The 20,527-nt window shown below is 58.6% G+C and carries 21 protein-coding genes and 4 pseudogenes; 21 read left to right on the top strand and 4 right to left on the bottom strand.

Translation table 11 applies throughout. The annotated features are described in order from the left end of the window. Positions 1-150 precede the first annotated feature (150 nt). The 8 genes and pseudogenes from ACN19L_RS22015 to ACN19L_RS21980 form a co-directional block, all read left to right on the top strand. Positions 151-642, top strand: a complete 492-nt coding sequence (locus ACN19L_RS22015) for a recombinase family protein (RefSeq protein WP_426491447.1) — start codon at positions 151-153, stop codon at positions 640-642. Next, positions 618-743: pseudogene (locus ACN19L_RS22010) on the top strand (hypothetical protein); the annotation flags it as partial. The gene ACN19L_RS22015 and the pseudogene ACN19L_RS22010, both read left to right, overlap by 25 nt. A 93-nt stretch (positions 744-836) precedes the next feature. Further along, the gene (locus ACN19L_RS22005) at positions 837-1,514 is read left to right on the top strand and encodes a response regulator transcription factor (RefSeq protein WP_426491376.1); all 678 of its coding nucleotides are present in this window, start codon (positions 837-839) and stop codon (positions 1,512-1,514) included. After that, entirely contained in the window at positions 1,511-2,296 is a 786-nt protein-coding gene (locus ACN19L_RS22000) for a hypothetical protein (RefSeq protein ID WP_426491377.1), read from the top strand. The genes ACN19L_RS22005 and ACN19L_RS22000 overlap by 4 nt, the downstream gene beginning before the upstream one ends. Positions 2,297-2,534: 238 nt before the next feature. Beyond that, positions 2,535-2,783: a hypothetical protein gene (locus ACN19L_RS21995; RefSeq protein WP_426491475.1), complete on the top strand. Its 249-nt coding sequence runs from the start codon at positions 2,535-2,537 to the stop codon at positions 2,781-2,783. Between the two features lie 90 nt (positions 2,784-2,873). After that, on the top strand, positions 2,874-3,626 hold the full coding sequence (locus tag ACN19L_RS21990; RefSeq protein ID WP_426491474.1) for a phosphatase PAP2 family protein: 753 nt from the start codon (positions 2,874-2,876) through the stop codon (positions 3,624-3,626). 108 nt (positions 3,627-3,734) lie between these two features. Beyond that, positions 3,735-5,147 (top strand): Omp85 family outer membrane protein, encoded by a 1,413-nt coding sequence (gene omp85 / locus ACN19L_RS21985; RefSeq protein WP_426491380.1) that lies wholly within the window; start codon positions 3,735-3,737, stop codon positions 5,145-5,147. Positions 5,148-5,240: 93 nt separating this feature from the next. After that, positions 5,241-5,739, top strand: a pseudogene (locus tag ACN19L_RS21980) (DUF4158 domain-containing protein); the annotation flags it as partial. 240 nt (positions 5,740-5,979) lie between these two features. On the opposite strand, the gene ACN19L_RS21975 reads toward ACN19L_RS21980, so the two are convergent. Next, positions 5,980-6,237, bottom strand: a complete 258-nt coding sequence (locus ACN19L_RS21975) for a hypothetical protein (RefSeq protein WP_426493623.1) — start codon at positions 6,235-6,237, stop codon at positions 5,980-5,982. Positions 6,238-6,671: 434 nt separating this feature from the next. Here ACN19L_RS21975 and ACN19L_RS21970 point away from each other — a divergent pair, with 434 nt between their 5' ends. Next, the gene (locus ACN19L_RS21970) at positions 6,672-7,130 is read left to right on the top strand and encodes a hypothetical protein (protein WP_426493625.1); all 459 of its coding nucleotides are present in this window, start codon (positions 6,672-6,674) and stop codon (positions 7,128-7,130) included. Then, positions 7,103-8,243 (top strand): annotated as a pseudogene (locus ACN19L_RS21965) (transposase). Before ACN19L_RS21970 ends, ACN19L_RS21965 begins: the two are co-directional and overlap by 28 nt. 31 nt (positions 8,244-8,274) lie before the next feature. Here the strand turns inward: ACN19L_RS21965 and ACN19L_RS21960 are convergent. From ACN19L_RS21960 to ACN19L_RS21950, 3 genes and pseudogenes are all read right to left on the bottom strand, one after another. Further along, positions 8,275-8,697: pseudogene (locus ACN19L_RS21960) on the bottom strand (IS3 family transposase); the annotation flags it as partial. A gap of 21 nt (positions 8,698-8,718) precedes the next feature. Continuing rightward, positions 8,719-9,060, bottom strand: coding sequence for an IS3 family transposase (locus tag ACN19L_RS21955; protein WP_426491473.1), 342 nt, complete (start codon positions 9,058-9,060; stop codon positions 8,719-8,721). A 64-nt stretch (positions 9,061-9,124) separates the two neighbouring features. Further along, entirely contained in the window at positions 9,125-9,358 is a 234-nt protein-coding gene (locus ACN19L_RS21950; protein ID WP_426491472.1) for a transposase, read from the bottom strand. 1,150 nt (positions 9,359-10,508) lie between these two features. On the opposite strand from ACN19L_RS21950, the gene ACN19L_RS21945 reads away from it, so the two are divergent. The 11 genes from ACN19L_RS21945 (at position 10,509) to ACN19L_RS21895 (ending at position 20,418) form a co-directional block, all read left to right on the top strand. Beyond that, complete coding sequence (locus ACN19L_RS21945) at positions 10,509-11,378, top strand: replication initiation protein (protein ID WP_426491471.1); 870 nt, start codon at positions 10,509-10,511, stop codon at positions 11,376-11,378. 401 nt (positions 11,379-11,779) lie between these two features. Next, positions 11,780-12,607, top strand: coding sequence for a di-heme oxidoredictase family protein (locus ACN19L_RS21940; RefSeq protein WP_426491470.1), 828 nt, complete (start codon positions 11,780-11,782; stop codon positions 12,605-12,607). Continuing rightward, a complete protein-coding gene (locus ACN19L_RS21935; protein ID WP_426491469.1) occupies positions 12,591-12,887 on the top strand; it encodes a hypothetical protein in 297 nt (98 codons plus the stop codon). The genes ACN19L_RS21940 and ACN19L_RS21935 overlap by 17 nt, the downstream gene beginning before the upstream one ends. Continuing rightward, on the top strand, positions 12,865-14,391 hold the full coding sequence (locus ACN19L_RS21930) for a GmrSD restriction endonuclease domain-containing protein (RefSeq protein WP_426491468.1): 1,527 nt from the start codon (positions 12,865-12,867) through the stop codon (positions 14,389-14,391). Before ACN19L_RS21935 ends, ACN19L_RS21930 begins: the two co-directional genes overlap by 23 nt. A 290-nt stretch (positions 14,392-14,681) precedes the next feature. Beyond that, positions 14,682-15,545: an Abi family protein gene (locus ACN19L_RS21925; protein ID WP_426491467.1), complete on the top strand. Its 864-nt coding sequence runs from the start codon at positions 14,682-14,684 to the stop codon at positions 15,543-15,545. 63 nt (positions 15,546-15,608) lie between these two features. Beyond that, entirely contained in the window at positions 15,609-16,004 is a 396-nt protein-coding gene (locus ACN19L_RS21920) for a hypothetical protein (RefSeq protein WP_426491434.1), read from the top strand. 150 nt (positions 16,005-16,154) lie between these two features. After that, complete coding sequence (locus ACN19L_RS21915) at positions 16,155-16,694, top strand: hypothetical protein (RefSeq protein ID WP_426491433.1); 540 nt, start codon at positions 16,155-16,157, stop codon at positions 16,692-16,694. Positions 16,695-17,414: 720 nt separating this feature from the next. Then, the gene (locus tag ACN19L_RS21910) at positions 17,415-18,542 is read left to right on the top strand and encodes a replication initiation protein (protein WP_426491432.1); all 1,128 of its coding nucleotides are present in this window, start codon (positions 17,415-17,417) and stop codon (positions 18,540-18,542) included. Between the two features lie 98 nt (positions 18,543-18,640). Further along, positions 18,641-19,504, top strand: a complete 864-nt coding sequence (locus tag ACN19L_RS21905) for a hypothetical protein (RefSeq protein ID WP_426491431.1) — start codon at positions 18,641-18,643, stop codon at positions 19,502-19,504. Positions 19,505-19,588: 84 nt separating this feature from the next. Then, the gene (locus ACN19L_RS21900) at positions 19,589-20,146 is read left to right on the top strand and encodes a hypothetical protein (RefSeq protein WP_426491466.1); all 558 of its coding nucleotides are present in this window, start codon (positions 19,589-19,591) and stop codon (positions 20,144-20,146) included. Positions 20,147-20,172: 26 nt separating this feature from the next. Beyond that, a complete protein-coding gene (locus ACN19L_RS21895; RefSeq protein ID WP_426491465.1) occupies positions 20,173-20,418 on the top strand; it encodes a hypothetical protein in 246 nt (81 codons plus the stop codon). The last annotated feature ends 109 nt before the right edge of the window (positions 20,419-20,527 follow it).

Below are 20,527 nucleotides of genomic sequence, written 5' to 3'. Positions count from 1 at the left end.
GGGGTGTCTCAGAATACGTGCGTTTTTCCGCTCCGCTGGTCGCGCTCGTTTGGCCTCCTTACGAGTCGGGCAAAAACTGTCTCATATGCTGTTCTCACGAATCAATGGCTCGCTATCTTTGCTCCTGCTGACTTCCTGAGAATACCGCCTATGATTTTCGGCTACGCCCGTGTTAGTACCCCCGACCAGCAGCTACACCTGCAAACCGATGCCTTGCAGGCCTACGGCTGCGCGGAGGTCGCGCAGGAAAAAGTATCGTCCGTGAAAGAGCGCCCGGCGCTGCAGCACCTGCTGACCCGCCTGCGGGCGGGCGATACGCTCGTGGTCTGGAAACTCGACCGACTGGGCCGCTCGCTCAAAGACCTGGTCACACTGGTCAGCGGCTTTCAGCAACAGGGGATTCACTTTGTCAGCCTGCAGGACCATCTGGACACGACCACCGCCCAGGGCCGCCTCATGTTTAACCTGTTTGCCTCGCTGGCTGAGTTTGAGCGCGACATCATTCGGGAGCGCACCAAGGCGGGCCTGACGGCGGCCCGGGCACGGGGCGCCAGGGCGGCCGGCCTAAAGGTCTTTCCAAAGAAGCCCTCTCCAAAGCCCAGGCCGCAAAAACGCTTTACCTGCAACAAGACAAGACGGTAGCAGAAATCGGGCAACTGCTGGGAGTGGGCCGGGCCACTATTTACCGTTACCTGGCCTATCTGGGGGTAGCAACCGGCGGAAAAGCGCAGGAAGCGGCGTAGTTCGGGCCGTTCTATCCAGACAGCTCAGTGCCCCCGTCAGAAAGTCTTCAGAATTGCCAGCTACCTTTCAGCCGTTCCTCACCTTGCACTCCCGTGAAGCTGCTGATTGTAGAAGACGAGCCGGCCCTGCGCACCTCCTTGATGGAGTACCTGCGCCAGGACGGCTACGTGGTGGAAGCAGCGGCCAGCTACGAACAGGCGCACGAGAAAATCAAGCTCTACCAGTACGATTGCGTGCTGCTGGATTTGACCCTGCCCGACGGCAACGGGCTGGACGTGGTGCGCACGCTCAAGGCCGACCGCTCCCCGGCCGGCGTGCTCATCGTCTCGGCCCGGGGCGCGCTCGACGACAAGGTGCTGGGCTTGGAACTGGGGGCCGACGACTACCTGGCCAAGCCGTTTCACCTCTCGGAACTGAGCGCCCGGCTGAAGGCCATCATCCGGCGGCGGCAGTTTCAGGGGCAGCGCCACCTACTGTTTCAGGAGTTGACCGTGTTTCCCGACCAGGCCCGGGTACTGGTCAACGGGGAACCTGTAACGCTTACGCGCAAGGAATTTGACTTGCTGCTGTATCTGCTCACCAACCCCGGCCGCGTGCTGACGAAGGAGTCCATTGCCGAGCACGTCTGGGGCGACGCGGCCGATGCGGCCGACTCCTTCGACTTCCTCTACACCCACCTCAAGAACCTGCGGCGCAAGTTGCAGGACAAAGGAGCCGGCGACTACATCCGCTCCGTGTACGGGGTGGGCTACAAGCTTAGCGCAGAATGAAGCTGCTGGCCGCCACCAACCGCTACTACCTGCTGCTGGCCACCGTGCTCTTCACGGCCGGCAGTGTGTTCCTCTACTACGGCGTGCGCTGGACGCTGCAAAGCGAAGTGGAGGAGCGCCTGTTTCAGCAGCGTGACTACTTGCGGGCGCAGGTGCAGCGCACCGGCCACCTGCCCGGCACCCCGTTTGAGGGCCGCATGCAGCTCAGTGCGCAGCCGCAGCCGGAAGGGCTGCGCGATACCCTGCTGCTGGAGCCCCTGGAAAACGAGTTGGAGCCCTACCGCCAGCTCACGTTTCGGCTGCCGCTGAACGGGCAAACCCAGTGGGTATCGCTCAGCAAGGCCCTGCTGGAAACCCATGACGTGCAGCGCCTGATTGTGCTGTTGCTGGTGGGGGTGCTGGGTACGCTGCTGCTGGGCGTGGTGGGGCTCAACCGCTGGCTGACCCGCCGCCTCTGGGCCCCGTTTGAGCAGACCCTCCACCAGCTGCGCGGCTACGACGTGCGCCAGCACCAGGTGCTGCACCTGCCTGATGCCCACATTGAGGAGTTCGCCCAGCTCAACCACACGCTCACCCACCTGAGCGAGCGGGTCGCGGCCGACTACATGTTGCTCAAAGCGTTCACGGAAAACGCCGCCCACGAAACCCGCACCCCGCTGGCCATCATGCAGGCCAAGCTGGAACAGCTGCTCCAGCTGCCGGATTTGCCCGCGCCGGCCGGCCCTTGGTGGGCGACCTGTACGCGGCCGTGCAGCGGCTGGCCCGCCTGCACCAGGGGCTGACGCTGCTCAGCAAAATTGAGAACCAGCAGTTTGCCGCCGCCCAGCCGGTGCCGCTGGCCGAGCTGCTGCGCGAAAAGCTGAGCCAGCTGGAGGAATTCATCCAGCAGAAGGAGTTGCAGCTGGACGTGCAATTAAATGCCGCGCCGTTGCTTATGCTGCACCCCGCGCTGGCCGATTCGCTGCTCAGTAACCTGCTGCACAACGCCATCCGGCACAACTTGCCGGGCGGCCTGTTGCGGTGCAGCTGCGTGCCACCGAGCTGGTCATCACCAATGCCGGCCCCGCCCTGGCGGCGCAGCAGAAACCCGCACAGTTTTTCGAGCGGTTTCGCAAGCAGAATGCCGCTTCGGACTCGCCCGGCCTGGGGTTGTCCATCGTGCAAAGCATCACGACCTTCTATGGCTTTACCGTGGCATACGACTACGCCCCGGATTCGGCGCGGCATACGCTGCGTGTCCGGTTCGCTTCAGCGGTTCCCCGCCCCTGACCCCTACAGAATGTGCACAGAATTGCGCTCTACGTTTGGGGCGTACCTGCTGCTTTTTTGTATGCCCCGCTCCGTGTTGCTCCCCTGGCTGTGCTGGCTGCTCCCCCTGTTCCCGTCCCGGGCCCAGACGGCGCCTGCTGTTTCGGTACCGCCTTCCTGCGTGACTCCACCACCCGCCCGCCGCTCTGGCAGGGGCCGGTGGCGCGGGCGCTGCTGGTGCCTACGCTGCTGCTCACGGCCGGCGCCCTGACCACCCATCGGGTGGAGGCGCTGGAATCAGACGAGGAGCTGCGGGAGGAAATCCGCGAGCATATGGGCCGGCCCACGACGACGCTCGACAACCAGCTCCGGTACCTACCAGGGGCCGTAACGCTCGGCCTGGGCCTGGCCGGGGTGCCGGGCCGTCACAAACCCGTGGACCAGCTGCTGCTGGCGGCGCTGGCCTTCACCCTCAACGATGCGGTGACCAGCAACCTGAAGAAGCTCACGCAGGTGCAGCGCCCCGACGGTTCCGACTTCCATTCCTTTCCCAGCCAGCACACCAGCCTGGCCTTCGCCTCGGCTACGTTTCTGCACAAGGAATACGGCGGGCGTAGCGTCTGGTACAGCGTGGGCGGCTACTCGCTAGCAGCGGCCACGGGAGGTATTCGCATGGCCAAAGACGTGCATTGGTTTTCCGATGTGCTGGCCGGAGCCGGCGTGGGCATTCTGTCAACGCAGGCCGCGTACTGGCTGTACCCGCTGGTAACAAAACCACTGCGCAAGGTGCTGGGCAACCGGGCGCTGGTCGTGCCCAGCTACCAGCAGGGGGCCATCGGGGCCACCGCCGTCATGGCGTGGTAAGGCAAGAGAAGGAAACTACAGAATGCCTTCAGAATCGTGCGGGAGCTTTGTCGGGCTAACCTGCGCCAACGAGCCAGCGCATGGCTTCCTCACTAACGGTCCCTCCCATTGCCCAGCAAAAAACAGATAAAAACAAGCCTGTTGCGTACCTGGCTCACGGCCTCTCTGGGCCTGTGCGCCGCCGCTGCCTCCGCCCAACAAGTGGACAGCCTCTCCTTTATCCGCTCCAAGCGCATGTCGGATGCCGACCTGGCCAAAAAACGGGAAGGCCTGTTCGTGACCGGCTTGCCCGACCTCTCGTCCGACCCGGTGACGGGCTTCGGTGTGGGGGTTAAAACCAACATCATCTGGAACGGCACCCGCGACAACCCGCTGTTTGCCTACACGCCCTACCTCACACGCCTGCGCGCCAACGCGGCGTACTTTACCACCAACGCCCGCGAGCTGACGCTGTCCCTGGACGTGCCCTACTACAAAGGCACGCGCTGGCGTTACCGCGTGGACTTCAAGGCCCAGCAAAACCCGGCCAACCTGTACTTCGGCTCGTCCGAAACCACGCTCGGCCGCCTGCGCCTGCCCTCCAACCCGGACGAGACGTTTGCCACCTACGCGGAATATGACGCGGCCCGCAAAACCCTGCGGCCCGGGCAGGCCGGCGAAGCCGCCGAGGTCACCGATGCGCTGTCCAACCGGTTCCGGGAAACCGAGTTCATGCTCAACCTCAAAGCTGACTACGCCCTGGGCAAAGGTCGCTGGCGCGTGATGGGCGGCTACGAGATTCAGCACCTCTCCTACGACACGTTCCAGGGCACCAAGGCCGAGGCCACCCGTAACGGCGAAGAAACCACGGCGCCTAACGGCACGTCGCTACTGCAGCGCGATGCCCAGCAGGGGCGCATCTTTGGCCTGGACGGGGGGTGGGTGTCCATTATCCAGACGGCGCTGATTCACGACACGCGCGACTTTGAGCCCGACCCGACCCGCGGGGTATACTTTGAAGCCGCCAACGAGTTTTCCAGCCCCGCCATCGGTTCGCAGTTCAGTTTCAACAAGCTGTTTTTCCAGGGCCGGGCCTACCGCAAGCTGCCCGTGGGTCCGCGCACGGTGCTGGCCGGGCGGGTCGGCGCGGGCACCATTTTCGGGAAAGAAGCGCCGTTTTTTGAGTTTCAGGACCAGTGGAGCCCCGACGGCAGCATCAACGCCCTGGGCGGGCGGCAGTCGCTGCGGGGCTACCGGGCCAACCGCTTCCTGGCCCGCTCGCTGGCCTTTGCCAACGCCGAGCTGCGCATCCGGCTGGCCGATGTCAAGCTGGGCAAGCAGAACTTCGGGCTGGGCGTGGCCCCGTTCGCGGACGCCGGCACGGTGCGCGACCGGTGGCAGGACCTAGGCTTTCGCGACGTCCGGTTTTCGTACGGAGCCGGGGCGCGCATTGCCTGGAACCTGTCCACCATGCTCTACGCGGACTACGGGGTGTCCAAGGAAGACCGGCTGTTCTACTTCGGCATCGGCCAGAATTTCTAACCCCGTGGCGGCGCGGCGCTTCCCGGCCGGTTGTTCGGGTTTGATAGCGGCACCGTGCGCCATTTGGCTTATTCTTTCGCGCCTCCCTGGCCCATGCCCGTAGAATTCCTCAGTGACGAGCAGGCCGCCCGCTTCGGCTGCTACGCCGACGAGCCCAGCCCCGAACAGCTGGCCCGGTTCTTTTACCTGAGCGCAGCCGATGGCCACCTCCTGGCCGCGCGCCGACGCCCCGCCAACAAACTCGGGTGTGCCGCAGCTCTGCACCCTGCGCTTTTTGGGCACCTTTCTGACCGACCCGCTGCGGGTACCGGCCGTGGTGGTGCAGACGCTGGCCGAGCAGCTGCACCTGCCTGCGGACGCCTTGGCCGCGTACCGGACCCGGCCGAACACGTGGTACGACCACCAGGCCCGGATTGTGGCCCACCTCGGGTACACCCCGTTTGACGGGCGGCAGACGTTCCGGCTCACCCGCTGGCTCTACGCGCAGGTGCTGACGAGCACCGTCCGGCCCAGCGTGCTGTTTGATTTGACCACGGCCCACCTGGTCGCCCAGCGGGTCGTCTTGCCCGGCGTTTCGTTACTCGCCCGCCTGATTGCGCGGGTCCGCGAGCGCACCGGCCGCCACCTCTACCGCCAGCTGCGCACCCGCCTGAACCCGTCCCAGCAAGCGGCGCTGGAAACCCTGTTGACCGTGCCGGCCGGCGAGCGGCTCACCCACCTGGAGCGCCTGCGCACCCCGCCCACCCGCGTGTCCGCCCCGGCGCTGGCGGCCGCTTTGCGCCGGGTGGGCGAAATCCGCGCCCTGGGCGTGAGCGCCGTGCCCGTGGCCGACTTACCCGAAGCCCGGTTGGCGCGCCTGGCCCGCCATGCCCAGCTGGCTTGGGCACAGACGCTGGTGCGCATGGGCGAGGAACGCCGGCTGGCCACGCTGCTGGTCTTCGCCCAGACCCTGGAGCGCACCGCTACGGACGACGTGCTCGACCTCTTCGACAGCCTGCTCACGTCGCTGGCCCTGCGGGGCGAAACCAAGCGCCGGCGCGAACGCCTGCGCTCGCTCAAGGACCTGGACCAGGCCGCGTTGCTGCTCCAACAGGCCGTGGAACTGCTGCTCGACGAGGCCGTACCGGCCGGGCAGGTACGCCAGCAGGTGTTCGACCGCCTGGGCCAGGCGCCCTTGCGCGCTGCGGCGGCCACCGCAGGAACTAGCCAGTCCGCCGGAGGACCCGCTGGCCGAAGCCTTGAGCGGCAGCTACGCCACGGTGCGCCGGTTCCTGCCCGCCTTGCTGGCCGGCGTCGCCTTCGAGGGGACGCCCACCGCCAAACCGCTGCTGGAGGCCTGGGCCTTTTTGCAGCAGCAGGAAGCCGGCGGTCGGGGCCGCCCGAAGTGGTCGGCCGCGCCCCGCACGGTCGTCCCGAAGGGGTGGGCCCGGCGGGTGTTTCCCGCCAAAGGGGAAGTGAATCCCCAGGCGTACACCCTCTGCGTACTGGAACGGCTGCAGCACGCCGCGCCGCCGCGACGTGTTCGTGCCGACCAGCGAGCGCCACGCCGACCCACGGGCCGAACTGTTGCGCGGGGACGCCTGGGAAGCCGCCCGGGATTCGGTGGCCCGGGCCCTGGACCGCTCCCTGGACCCGGCAGTGGAACTGGCCCGTCTGGGGCAACTGCTGCGCACGGCGTATGCGGACGTTGGGGAGAACCTGGCGCAGCACACCACCCTGCAGGTGGTCGAGCAAGACGGTCAGCCGGTCGTCACCCTCAGCGCCTTACCGGCGCAAGAAGAGTCCGAGCACCTGGTGCACGTGCGCGAGCAGCTGGCGGCGGCCCTGCCCCAGGTCGAAGTAGCGGCCCTGTTGCGGGAGGTGGACGCGTTTACCGGCTTTTCCCTCGCCTTTACCCACGTGGCCGACGGGCAGCCCGCCGCCGCCGACCTGCCGCTCAGTATCTGTGCCGGCTGTTGGCCCAGGCGTGCAACCTGGGGCTAAAAACCGTGGCCCGGGCCGACGTGCCGGCCCTGACGCTGGCGCGCCTGGCGTGGGTGCAGCAAAACTACCTGCGCGCCGAAACGCTCACCGCCGCCAATGCCCGCCTGGTGGATGCCCAGGCGGGGCTGCCATTGGCCCAGGCCTGGGGCGGCGGGGAGGTGGCCTCGGCCGACGGCATGCGCTTCGTGGTGCCTGCGCACGCTGCACGCGGGCTGGAACCGCAAATACTTCGGCTCCCAGCGCGGGGTGACGTACTATAACTTCACCAGCGACCAGTTCACGGGCTTTCACGGCATCGTCATTCCCGGTACGCTGCGCGACTCTTTGTTCATCCTGGCCGGGTTGCTGGAACAACAAACCCGCCTGGACCCGCGCGAAATCATGGCCGATACCCACGGCTACAGCGACGTGGTATTTGGCCTGTTTTCGCTGCTGGGCTACCGCTTCAGCCCCCGCCTGGCCGACTTGGCGGACCAGCGCTTCTGGCGGCTGGAAAAAGAGGACGACTACGGTCCGCTCAACGAGTTGGGCCGCCACGTGGTCAACGCCCGCCTGATTCACGCCCACTGGGACGACATGCTGCGCCTGGCCGGCTCTCTGAAACTCGGCAAAGTCAAGGCCACGGCCGTCAGCACCCTGCAGCGAGCGGGCTCGCTCTCGCTGGGGCGGGCGGTCGCCGAATTGGGCCGCGTCGAAAAAACATTGTATTTATTAGCCTACGTGCAGGACGAGGCCTACCGCCGGCGCATCCTGGTGCAGCTCAACCGGGGCGAGGGGCACGCCGTGGCCCGGGCCGTCTTTCACGGCAAGAAAGGGGAGCTGCGCCAGCGCTACCGCGAGGGCATGGAAGACCAGTTGGGCGCCCTTGGACTCGTGGTCAACGCCCTGGTGCTGTGGAACACCCGCTATCTGCAGCACGCCCTGGAACGGTGGCAGCAGACGGAAGGCGTGCTGAACCCGGACGACGTGGCGCGCCTCTCGCCCTTGCTGCACGAGCACGTTAACATGCTGGGCCGCTACGATTTCAGCCTGCCCGAAGACATTGCCGCCGGCGAAATGCGCCCGTTGCGCAACCCCGCCAACTGGGAAGAACGGCTGGTCGAATTTCCTTAGCGTTGTTTTCCGTTCCTACTCGGTGCGACCCCTAGTAGGCGATGTGGTGGCTGATTTCGAGCTTGGCTTCGGCCAGGCCGGGGAAACTGCCGCCGTCGAGCAGTTCGGCTTTGAAGCGGCTCCAAAAGGACTCGGCGTGGGCGTTATCGTAGCAATTGCCGCGCCGGCTCATGCTTTGCACGGCCCCGTGGCGGGCCAGTAAGTCCTTGAAGCGGGTGGCCGTGTACTGGCTGCCCTGGTCGGAGTGCACGACCAGCCCGGCCGGGGGGCGGCGCACGACCAGGGCGCGACGGAGCGCCTCGCTGACTAGGTCCTCCGGCATGGTGTCGCGTACGTCCCAGCCCACGATTTTGCGCGAGCAGCGGTCGAGCCAGACGGCCAGGTAGAGCCAGCCGCCGCCCTGGCGGGGCAGGTAGGTGATGTCGCCCACCCAGACCCGGTTCGGGGCGGTGGGGCCGGCTGGCCGAGCAAGCGGTTAGGCGCCGCGCGCACGGCCGGGTCCGAGTCGGTGGTGCGGGGCACAAACGAGCGCGGCTGCTGGGCCCACAAGCCGCGCCTTTAGCACGCGGCGGATGCGCCAGCGGCCCACCGCGTGGCCTTGCGCCTGTACCTCCGCCCGCAGCCGGCGGGTGCCGTAGCGTTGGTTGTGGTGCGCAAATACCTCGCGCACGGCCAGTTGCCAGGCCGGCTCGACCACCGGCTGCTGCCGGCGGCGCTGCCACGCATAGTAGGCGGCCGGGGCCACGCGCAGCACCTGGCAAAGCTGGCGCACGGGTACGTGGGCCCGGCGTTGGGCGATGTGCTGGTAGGTGCTCACCGGGTCGGCTGGCCGAAGATGACCAAGGCTTTTTTTAAAATGTCGAGCTCCTGCTCGGCCCGTTTCAGTCGGCCCGCAGGGCGCGCACTTCCGGGTCGCGCGCCACTTCCTCACTGCCCACTTCGGCCACGAGCTGCGCCTGCTGCCAGCGGTAGAGCAGCTTGGGGCTGATGCCCAACTGCCGCGCCGCCGCTTGGGTGCTGCGGCTCTCGCTGGCCAGGCGCAGGGCCTCGGTCTTAAACGCCTCGTCGTATTTACGCCGTTTGTCGGGCGACGCCCCGTTCTTTTTGGCTGTCATCACAGAAGAAATATACGTCCTTCTTCTGTCCGTCTTGCCTAGACCACCTCAGGGACAGATGGGCTATTCTAAGGCAAAGGAAACAGGTCAAATCGATGCTACCTACGGCTCAATGCCCTTTCCGGGTACGTAGGAGCCCTTTTTTAGCACTTGCCGCTACACCTGGTATGGTTAGGTCAGCCGGGTTAACTCCTCAGTAAGGCCTTAGTATCGCGTTGAATAACCGCCTGCCAGGTGCTACTACCTCGCTTTCCGGCTTATAAAACCTATTAGTTCACGAAAATGCATAGCTCGACTGTAGGTGGTGGGCCAGCTAAAAAATAGATTTTATAAGCCTTGGGGTCCTTGTGGGCACCATTTTCCTGGTTAGGGCTCCCTGCTGGCCTGCTACAGTTGCCGCTGAAGATGCTGGCGAAGGAAACCTGTGAGACTTATAAAATCTATTAATGAGCCCTTCGTGAGCTTTCAGCGTAGTTTTTAAGTACCTTTGGGGTTGGTAAGAGTGTTCTAAATAGTAGAAAAAGGTAAAAAAATCTTTAAAAAGTGCAATCGCGTTTTGTGCTTATTTAGACTCCTTTTTTTGTTGTTTTCGTTCGGGTATCGCCCTAAACCACCACTTTAAATGCTTTTGTACCCCAGCTTCAACAAGTTTGTGAGTATTTTAAGTATTTAAGGTACAGGGGCCACAACTTTTTGTATCACAGCAACTTAAGCCGCTTCAGTAATAGGTTTTATAAGCGAGCTAATAGGTTTTATAAGCCAAGTAATAGGTCTCATAAGCGGACTAATAGGTTTTATAAGTCCAGCTAATAGCTTTCATAAGCTGATTAATAGAGCGTCCTTGCATAAGCTATTAATTCGCTGTCTGGGCCCAACTAATAGATTTTATAAGTCACTTCGGGTGCGGCCCCAGGAGCAGCCCGAAGCTGACGGCCCTGAACTAATAGGTTTTATAAGCCGAACTAATAGCTTTTATAAGTCTCGCGGAAAGCTCGCGCCCGGCTAACTAATAGCTTTCATAAGTCTAACTAATAGCTTTTATAAGCCGCCTTGGCCCTGCGCCAGTTCCTTGCTCATAGATTCAGGATTTGGCTCTATTAGTTTCCGATTTAAGCCGTATGTTTGCTTTGTATCACCCCAGTAGCTGCGTATGGCCGCGCCCGAATCCACCGTTCCGATTGAAATCCGGCAGCACAACGCGCTGACGACGGCCCGCTACGAGATGAGCGCCTGCGAGATGGACATTGTCTTTTCGCTGCTCTCCAAGCTCACCAAGCAGGATAAGGCCGGCACCATCTACGAAATCCGGGTGCAGGAGCTCATGGAGATGACCGGCCGCACCTGGAACTACAAGCAGCTGCTCGAATCCACCGAGAACCTCAACAGCCGCGTCTACCACATCGAGAACGGCAAGACCCTGTTGCAGGTGAGTCTGCTGGCCTCGGCGCTGTACCGCAAGGGCGAGGGCACCATTGAGCTGGAGATATCCGAGCGCATGCGGCCTTTCCTGATTGACCTGAAAAGCAACTTCACGTCCTACCGCTTGCAGGCCGCCTTCAGCTTGAGCAGCAAGTACGCCAAGCGCATCTACCAGCTGGCCTCGCAGTGGAAGGACATCGGGGAAACCAAGACCTACTCGCTGGACGAGTTCAAGGGCATGCTCAAGCTCAAGGACCCGGCCGGCAAGGAGCCCGAGCAGTACTCCCAGATTTCGGCCCTGCAGAAGTACGTGCTCGACGTGGCCACGAATCAAATCAACGAGCACACCGACCTGCGCATCAAGTACGAGCTCCTGAAAAAGGGCCGCTCCTACCAGAGCATCAAGTTCTACGTCAACACCCAGGTACCCCAGCAGCTGCCCATCCCCTTCGAGCTGGAAGCCGACGACGCCAAGGTGCAGCTGGCCCGCAAGCACCTTGAAACCTTAGGCATCGCCGAGCCCGCTGGTGCAGGACATTCTGCAGTCGTCCAAGCACGTGGATGCGCTGTTTGCCTTCATCTACAAGCTGAAAACCGATAAAATCAAGGCCACCAAGAACCCGGGCGGCCTGTTTTTGAAAATGCAGGGGCTGCGCTAACCTATATATTACTTAAGTGGGGAAAGGGCCCCTTCGTGCCTGCGGCTTATCGGCTGCGGAAACGAAGGGCCCCTGCATGTTGCTGGTTTGCCAAATGCTGTTGGAGTAGCAGCCGATTCTTCCCCTTGCGGATATGCTCGCCAAGCCCTCTACGGAGGAATTGCTAGCGTCTGGCCAAGCAAGGAGCCTACGCTACCGGTCTTGTTGCTCCTCCAAAGACCGGCCCAACGAGTTCCGAAAGCCTGAGTGAACACTCTTAAGGCTAATCAGTATTAAGGCGTACTAAAAATATTTTTAGATTGGTCTAAATTTCGTTCTTTTGCCTAAACTTATCCTTGCTCCTATGCGGCTGCACACGTACGTAACAGGACCGGGACTGCGCCGCAGCGCGGTGGCCGCAGCGGCGCTGGGGTTCATGCTAGCCTCGTGCGAGCTGATTTTTCCCGCTGCCCCAGCCGACGACGCCGCGCTGGACGGCCCCGTAGCAGGCCTTACGCCCGAGCAGCACGCGCAGTTTCTGCGCGGAGACGTAGCCTTCAACGACGAGGTATTCACCTCCCGCACGGGCCTGGGGCCGGTCTTCGTAGCCGCGAGCTGCGGCAGCTGCCACGCCGGCGACGGCAAGGGCCACCCGTCAACCACGCTCACGCGTTTCGGACAGGTGGACAGCACCGGCAACTTGTTTCTGGCCCGCGGCGGCCCGCAGCTGCAGCACCGGGCCTTGCCGGGCTTTCAGCCTGAGCAGCTGCCGGCCGGGGTGGCGCACAGCCGCTTTACCCCCCCGGCCAACACGGGCCTGGGCTTTCTGGACGCGGTGCCAGACCAAACCCTGCTGGCCCTGGCCGACCCGCAGGACGCGGACGGCGACGGCATCAGCGGCCGGCCCAACTGGATTCAGGCCCCGGGCTACGTCACCGAGCGCCCCGTCACCCGCACCCGGGGCGGGCGGCACCTCGGGCGCTTCGGCAAAAAAGCGGCTGCCTACGACTTGCTGCACCAAACGGCCACGGCCTACAACCAGGACATGGGCATCGTCTCCAGCTACGAAGCCCGGGACGCCCACAGCGGCCAGCTGGCGGATCCCGAAGTCAGCAACCAAACCGTGCTGGACGTGGTCGACGCTGACGCTGTTATTGGCAGCGCTGGCGGAACTGGTGCAGCAGTACCCTGACGTGCTGGAAAGCACCTCGGCCACCAAGCTGAAAAACTACTATCTGTTCAATGCCGAAGAAGAGGGTGCGCTTCGCTACAAGCTCATGCTCACCCGGGGTGATAAGCAGTCCTTAATTGACGTGCTGGAAGGGCATCCCAAACCACCCGTCGAGGTGGCCAGCAACGTGCGGCGCAACTACGAATACTTCCGCAAGCACCTGACCCTGAAAATGCCCGGACGGTATATGCGGCCTGCAGCGGCTATTTATCGTGGATGTGGCGCTGGAGCGCGGCGTTGACAACCCGCAGATGATATTCGAGAGCATGAACTCGACGGGGCTGGCGCTTTCGCAGGCCGACCTGATTCGAAACTACGTACTCATGGGCCAGGAGCCTAAAACGCAGGCTCGGCTCTACGAGCACTATTGGTTCCCGATGGAACAGCTGTTTGGGGAGCACTACGCGAACTACTTCGACTGGTTTGTCCGGGATTATCTGACGCTCAAAACCGGGCATATTCCCCGCATCGACGGGGTGTATGCCAGCTATAAAACCTTCCTGAAAGACACGAAAGTGCCCGCGGTGGTGGAAGAGCGGCTACGCGACCTGCACCGCTACGCCGGGTATTACGTGCGCATCGTGCTGCCCGAAGCCAATCACGAAGCGGACGTGCGGCTGCGCAGAGCGCACCAGGATTTGTTGGAGCTGCGGGCCGATACCGCTACCCCGTTTCTGCTGGAAGTATACGCGGACTACGAAGACGGGCATCTGACGGCCGAGGAGCACGAGCAGGTGGTTCGCCTGATTGAGGCCTATGTGTTCCGGCGCGTCGTGTGCGGCATTCCCACCAATAGCCTGAACAAAACCTTCGCGGCCTTGGGGCGGCTGGTTCGCAAGCCACAGTACCTGGAAAGCCTGTATGCGGCCTTTCAGCTAAAAGACAGCTACCGTCGCTTTCCCACGGACGCGGAGTTTAAGCGCGAGTTTCAGGACCGGGATTTATACAACCTGCGGCTCCGCAACTACATCCTTGACCGGCTGGAAAACTTCGGGCGCAAAGAGCGGGTGCTGGTCGATGAATACACCATCGAGCATATTCTGCCCCAGAACGAAAACCTATCCAAAGCCTGGCGGGATGAATTGGGACCGGAGTGGCGTCGGATACAAGAGGAACGTCTGCACACCATCGGCAACCTCACGCTGACGGGCTATAACTCCCGGTTGAGCGACAAGCCGTTTGCTTTCAAGAAAACAGTGGAGGGAGGCTTTGCCGACAGCCCCATCCGCCTGAATGCCGGCGTAGCCAAGGAAGCCCAGTGGACGGAGGACGCCATCAAGCGGCGCGGGCAGACCCTGGCCACGAAGGCCCTGAAAATCTGGGTGGCCCCGGCATTAACCGACGCGCAGTTAACCCCCTACCGTGAACCGGAGGCCGCTGCCGATGGGGAGTACAAATTGGAGCAGTTTAACTTTCTGACCGGCGAGATGGGCGATTTATTTCATGCCTTTCAGAAGCGAGTGCTCAACCTGGATGCCACGGTTAAGCAGGAGGTAAAGAAGCTGTACATCGCCTTCAAGCTGGACACCAACTTTGTGGACGTCATACCGCAGAAAAGCCGGCTACGCCTTTCGCTGAACTTACCCTTTGAAGAAATTCGGGACCCTCGCAACCTCTGCAAGGATGTGCGGGGCCTGGGCCGCTGGGGCAATGGGGAGGCAGAAGTCGGCCTCGCCTCGCCCGCCGACCTGGACGATGCCATGCATTTAGTCCGGCAAGCCTACGAATGGCAACTGGAGAACTGAGTGCCGGAGCCAGCAGTTCGTTCGTATTGACTTTTCTTTCCGAAAGCCGTATCTTTGCCCTACAAAAAAGTATCCGCCACATCGGCTTTGCCGGTGCTGTTTGGTTGGTACCGTAAAATTCTTCGGTCACAAGTTTCGGCTTGCTGTTTGACCGGAAGCCCACCCCGCTGAGGGTGGGTTTTTTTTTGCCTGCCGTTCTGCCCTATGCCGCCCCGTCCCATCCGCCACTTCACCAAGCCAGCTATTGATTTTACCCAGCAGCTGCAGAAGCTGCAGGCTAGGGCTTGGTGGTGGCAGACGAGCCGCGAGCCCTGCGTTACCTGGCCAACATCAGCTATTACCGACTCAGTGGCTACTGGGGCAGCTTTCTGGTGCCGGGTACTAGCCAGTTTCAGCCCGGCACTACTTTCGACGACATTCTGCACCGTTATCAGTTCGACAAGCAGCTGCGCCTACTCTGCCTGGAAGCCATTGAGAGGCTGGAAATATCGTTTCGCACCCAAATCATTTACCACATCACCCGCTATACCGGCGACAACAACTGGTACGAGCAGGCCCGCTTCTTCAAGCGCGGCACCCCGGCGGAACAGGCGGCTTCCTCCAAACTCCTTTCCACTATTCGGGGGGAGTTGGACCGTGCTAAAAGCAAAACATTTATCGCCGATTACTACCACTTCTACGACCAGCCGCGTAACCCGCCCGCCTGGATGGTGCTGGAACTGCTCTCCTTCGGCACACTCTATAACCTGTTTACCCAGTTTGTGGACACCACGCCCAAGCTGGCCATTGCCAACCATTTCAACCTAGCGTTACGGGTGTTTGACTCCTGGATGCAAAGCATCAACGATGTCCGCAACAAGTGCGCGCACCACGACCGGCTCTGGGACATTTCCATGAAGCCCATGCTCTCCAATCAGCGGGGCCACGCCGGCTACTGGCTTACGGAACACAATGTCACGGCCATCAACACCAAAATTTATTACACCCTCTCCATCTTCAACTTCCTGATGGTGAAGGTCAGCCAGACCTCCAGCTTTGGACGGCGCGTGGTAGCGCTACTGCGCGAATACGACCTCATTACGCCGGGCCTACACCGGCAACACATGGGTTTTCCGGCCGGCTGGGACCAGGAGATTATGTGGCTGGAGCCATAGATACCGGCAATATTAGCGTTGTTTCCCCTCTGTACCATCATTTTTAGTTCTGCCCCAGACCGTATGACGTTTGATGATGATTCCGCCGCACGTTTTGAAGCCGATTTTCCCTCGTTCGACGCTTCGTTTGCCGTGACGTATGAAGACGCACTACGCCTGGTGCGGGGGTATCTGCGCGCTTACGAGCCGGCGGCCCTGCCGGAGCTACTGAACCGCTGCGCGGACCTGGGCGTGGCAGTTGATGCGCAGCAGCTGGACTGGGTATACTATGGCCCCCTTGTTAAGCAGGAGCCCAAGCTGATTCAAAGCCTACTGGATGTCTTCGGCTACCAAGCTACCTTGTTGGGCTTTGATGTCGGGCCGACACGGGGTAAGATGCGCTACATGCTCTTCCTGAAGACAAAGGGTCGTCTGGCTCGCTTTCAACAGGAACTGGCAGACTTTGATGCGGAAGTATAGAAGCGGCTGTTCTTCCAATTGGGCGGATTTACACGCTAAGCATTGCGTTGGCTCGCGCACGGGCCACTAGAGTTGGAGCAGAATTTCCCGTTAAGGAGCAGTACAGCTTCTCCGTATTTTTGAGCTTCCTCCTTCCTATCGTTCCTGCGCATGGACCAGCTCCGCATGATAGAATACCAGCCGCGCTACTGGCGCGTGGTGTATCCGGCAGTCGTGCTGGAGCACGAAGCGTTATTCCAGCAGGGTAAAGCGCTGCACACCTCTGCGCCGCAAGAGGCGGAGCGAATCTACCGGCGTATTATGGCCGCCTGCGGGGAACTGCACCTAGACGCGGTTTCGCATTTGGGAATGCTGCTCAATAACCGAACGCCCGGCTTGGGCCTTACCTATCTCATGCAGGCCTTTATGCAGGCCCGGCTACTGTTTCCCAAAGCCTTTGAGGAAGGCCGGGACGTATTGCTTTATGAGTCCACTGGTAATGGCTTCGTGCTAACGGCCTATTATGCCATGGGTGTCGAGTTGCAGAAAGCGAAGCGGTGGGCCGAGGCGCTGGCCCTATTTGAATTTCTAGTGCTTATCAATCCAAAGGACAACCACGGGGCAGGAAGGTGGATTGCGGGCCTGAAAGAGCGACTAGCTACCATGGGGGGCAATCCGGACCCAGCGGCAATTTCGCTGGTTAGACCTTAGCCTGTGGCAATCGACTCCGGAAAATTATGGAATCAGGTGGTGCTCCTGATGGCCTTATCGGTCAGCTTTTGGACTACATATCTAACCAAGGCCAAATCTGCGCTGTGTGGCGTCTTCGACCAGTGAAGCAGGTGCAGTTCAGTCCTTAATGGCTGCATCTCTCCTACGCGCTGTATCCTGGGTGGAACGGGCTGTTCGTTGTGTAGGCAGTGCCACGCTTTATCGGAATTAGCCGGCTTGGGGCAAGTCAAAGGAATGGCACGTAGGCGTAAGATGAGCAGTATACGCTTTATAAAAATAATAGTATTAAATAGTAAAAAAGTGCAATCCCATTTTTTGGCTTTTATGCTCTTTTTTACTGTTTTGTTTGTCTGCTTTTCGGGGTTCTGACGGGTTTTATACCATCCCTAAAAGCTTCCTTCTCGGGGAAACTACATAGTTGGAATTTTTACTGATTGTCTTTTAAAAAAGACAAGGTAGTTCACTATAAGGAGTAGGAAGCATTAAAAGGAGTTTTACCCCTACTGGCTGAACTGAATAAAAGGAGCTTTACCCCCACTCATTTCTCGATTAAAAGGAGTTTTACCCCTACCCTGGAAATGATTAAAAGGAGTTTTACCCCTACCTATTAGGAGTTGATAATTTCTTACTCCTTTTATTTCGTGTTACTTTGTCACTCTCTATCCCCAACTGTCCTTCTGCATTTGGAATCTAGCCGCTATGAGTAACAAGAAAGTGACCACCGCCTCGCTACCCCTGGGGCTGGTCTACGAGCCGCAGCACAAGGAGCTGGTGAAGCAGCATTGGAACGTAACCTTCTCCCGGCAGCGGAAGATGAGCGTGCTGGCGAAGCGTATTATGGCACGGGTGCTCGACCAAATCCGGGATGATGACTTTGAGCTGCGGCCCTTCTACCAGATGCGCGTCAGCGACGTGGTAGTGGACGCCGGCGTGAAGGCCGAAACCGTCTATAAAGAGGTGGAGGGTGCTATTCTGGAACTGCTGGCGGTTATCTGGACATTCAAGAGCCCGGACTCGTCGGAGTGGCGGGCCCGCCACCTGCTCGATACCAGTAAGGATGAGACGGCCGGGTATAAAAACGGTATTATATCTATACCGCTGAATCCGGCGCTATCCGACTACTTCATCAACGTAGCCCATTATACCAGCTACCAGCTCTCGCACTATATGCGGCTGAAAAGCTGGTACTCCATGCGGTTCTTCGAGATACTATCTGCGTTCAAGGATACCGGCTTCTGGGAAGTTACCATTGAGGAATACCGGACGCTGATGGATTGCGGCCCGGTGCTGGACAAGCGCCAGCAGCCCAAAAAAGACAAGTCCGGCAAGGTGCTCATGAAGTACCCGCTGGTGAAAGACCTGGTGCACTACACCACTAAAGAGCCGCTGGAGGAGCTGGCCGAAAGCGACGTGGCCTTTACCATGCAGCCTGTCTACGAAGCTGAGCGGGCCACCCGGGGCCGGCCCCGGATTGTGCGGCTACGCTTTGAGTTAAATCAGAAGCAGCAAACCAAGATTCCGGCCTCCTGGCTGGCCGACCCGGTCACGGCCTCACTCATCGAGCGACTCCGCGCCTGGAAGGTCACTGACCGCAACATCGCGCTTCATGCCCCTACCCTGGGCCGCGACGGGGTAAAGAAGATTCTGCGGGAGTGGGACCTGAAAGCTATTCATCCAACGGACCGCATCAACAGCAAGGAAAAGTATTGCAACACGGCTATTTCGCGGGCGGCGAAGCAGTTACTGGCCGAGCAGAAAGCCGAAGCGCTGCAGGTTCGCAAGGACCTGCAGCTTGGCCTGTTCGCGACGGCAGCCGACAAAACGTAACTAGCGTTTGAGGTTTACCTTACATGCTCGTAGGGGGAGGCCACAAAAAAAAGAGAATCCATATCTTCACTGACCTTTAACCTTCAAAACACAAGCTTGTGTCGACCACTGAAATCCTCAAGGAAGCATATACGCTCATCGACAATAAAATTAGCCAAAGTACATTTATCGACATAAGTGAAACGATTATTGACTCTTTGATAAAAAAATTTGGCAAAGGCACCGTTAGCAGATACGCTGGCAGCGATGACACCAGTGAAATAAACAATGTGTTAACCCATGTCATAGAAGTAGGGAGCCTGAAGGCAATGAAGGACGCAGGGTTGATAATTAATACTAACACTTTGACGGATAGATGCATTGCGACTGCTTTCATTATGAATCATTCGCTTGCCCAAGTTTTAAAACAAAAGGGTGCTTTTAATTATAGCCGCGATGGCTATTTTACATTCGATGGTGTTCAGATTCTAGCTGGGAGAATCCATGAACTTTGTGGCATTCATCTTAGCTATAACAATCTGCCTCAACATGTGAAGAATGACACATTTACAGTAGACGAATTATTCACATTCTATTTAGGAGATTATTATGTTAAAAAGAATATTCCCCCATTCTCTATTGTTTGCAAACCTTCTGTAGAAACTATTAACTATGGTTCCATCGCTTCTGAGAAAAATCTTGCAGACGCTATGAAGTCATGGGAAAATTGCTTGTTTGATATAAGCAACAGTCAACTAAGAGTTTCGCATAATGGTGAGATAATATTTGAAAGCCCTCTTGAGCTGATTGAAGCTGACGAAATTTATGAAACGTTTTTAGGCAATATCAACTCGTTTCAGAAATTTAGATTCCTCAAATCCGGTAATACAGCATCGCTCATCATGAATGCTGTGCATAAGAAGCATCAGTTTACCATAGCAAGCGTACTACCGCACGGCTTTGCAATAACCTATACGTACTAAAACATGTCACATGCACTAAGTACAGAGTACATAATGCACATAAGCTCGTATTTCAAGAACAATAACTCTCTTTATCCTCCAGGCATGGTTGCAATAAACCTCGAACTACTTAGCGAGGTGTCACTGCCAGGTTCTGACCTGCCTTATAATTCTATAACCAATAGGTATGTTCATTGGGAGTTAATGAATACTCCAAAGCAATCATCCAGTGTTTTTGAGCTTGCAGACACAATGATGATATATTTTTGGAATTACTGGACCATGCCAGTTGAATTTTGCTCAAGCTATTATGGAGGAGATTGGTATTACGACGGCAAGAACCTTAATTTCGTAAAAATTGATTTTGAGAAACAATGGAGAATTCTTCATGTTATTTCTCAACTGTCAACCGCAAGATGCTCACCGCATGGCCCTTATTTGTTAAAGATTTCTAATATGCTTTACAAAGAAGATGCGAAAATTGCAGTAGCAATGCTAATGCTTGGGATAGAATTTGATATTATCATTGACTTCCTTGGTAGAGATATCATAAAACAAGCCCTTAACAGCATTCGAGATAAAAGGCAATATATCAGAAATAATAAATATAAAGCAAATTATGATACTGTTATCAGTTTTATTCTTGAAAAGAAAAATCTTTAGACAATATATACTTACTTGAAAGACTAATGACTTTTTTCAATGTTTACAGTGATGCATTTAAGTTTTTAAGAATTTTACAGTTAGATACAAAGGGAGTAGGCAAGACCTTTGGAGAGCTTGACAACATTGCGGATTACAACAAATACTTGACTTTAGAAAGTATATTTTCAATTAGTAAACATAAAGAAGAAATGTCTGCTTGGTATCAGCGTAGAGAGTTGAGTTTGGGACCAAGAAAATACTATGCGTATACATATCATGAGAAGAAGTGAGTTATAAAATATCCAATTACAAGGCTTAAGCAGCACCGTGAGCTTTAGAGCATAGGCGGTCCACGCGGCTAGCCAACAGTATTGCATCTGCTTCGCTTTGGCTCAAGTC

The organism is Hymenobacter sp. 102, from assembly GCF_049949205.1.
In the GTDB taxonomy this organism is placed as follows: domain Bacteria; phylum Bacteroidota; class Bacteroidia; order Cytophagales; family Hymenobacteraceae; genus Hymenobacter.
This window is presented reverse-complemented; position numbering and strand designations above follow the sequence as displayed.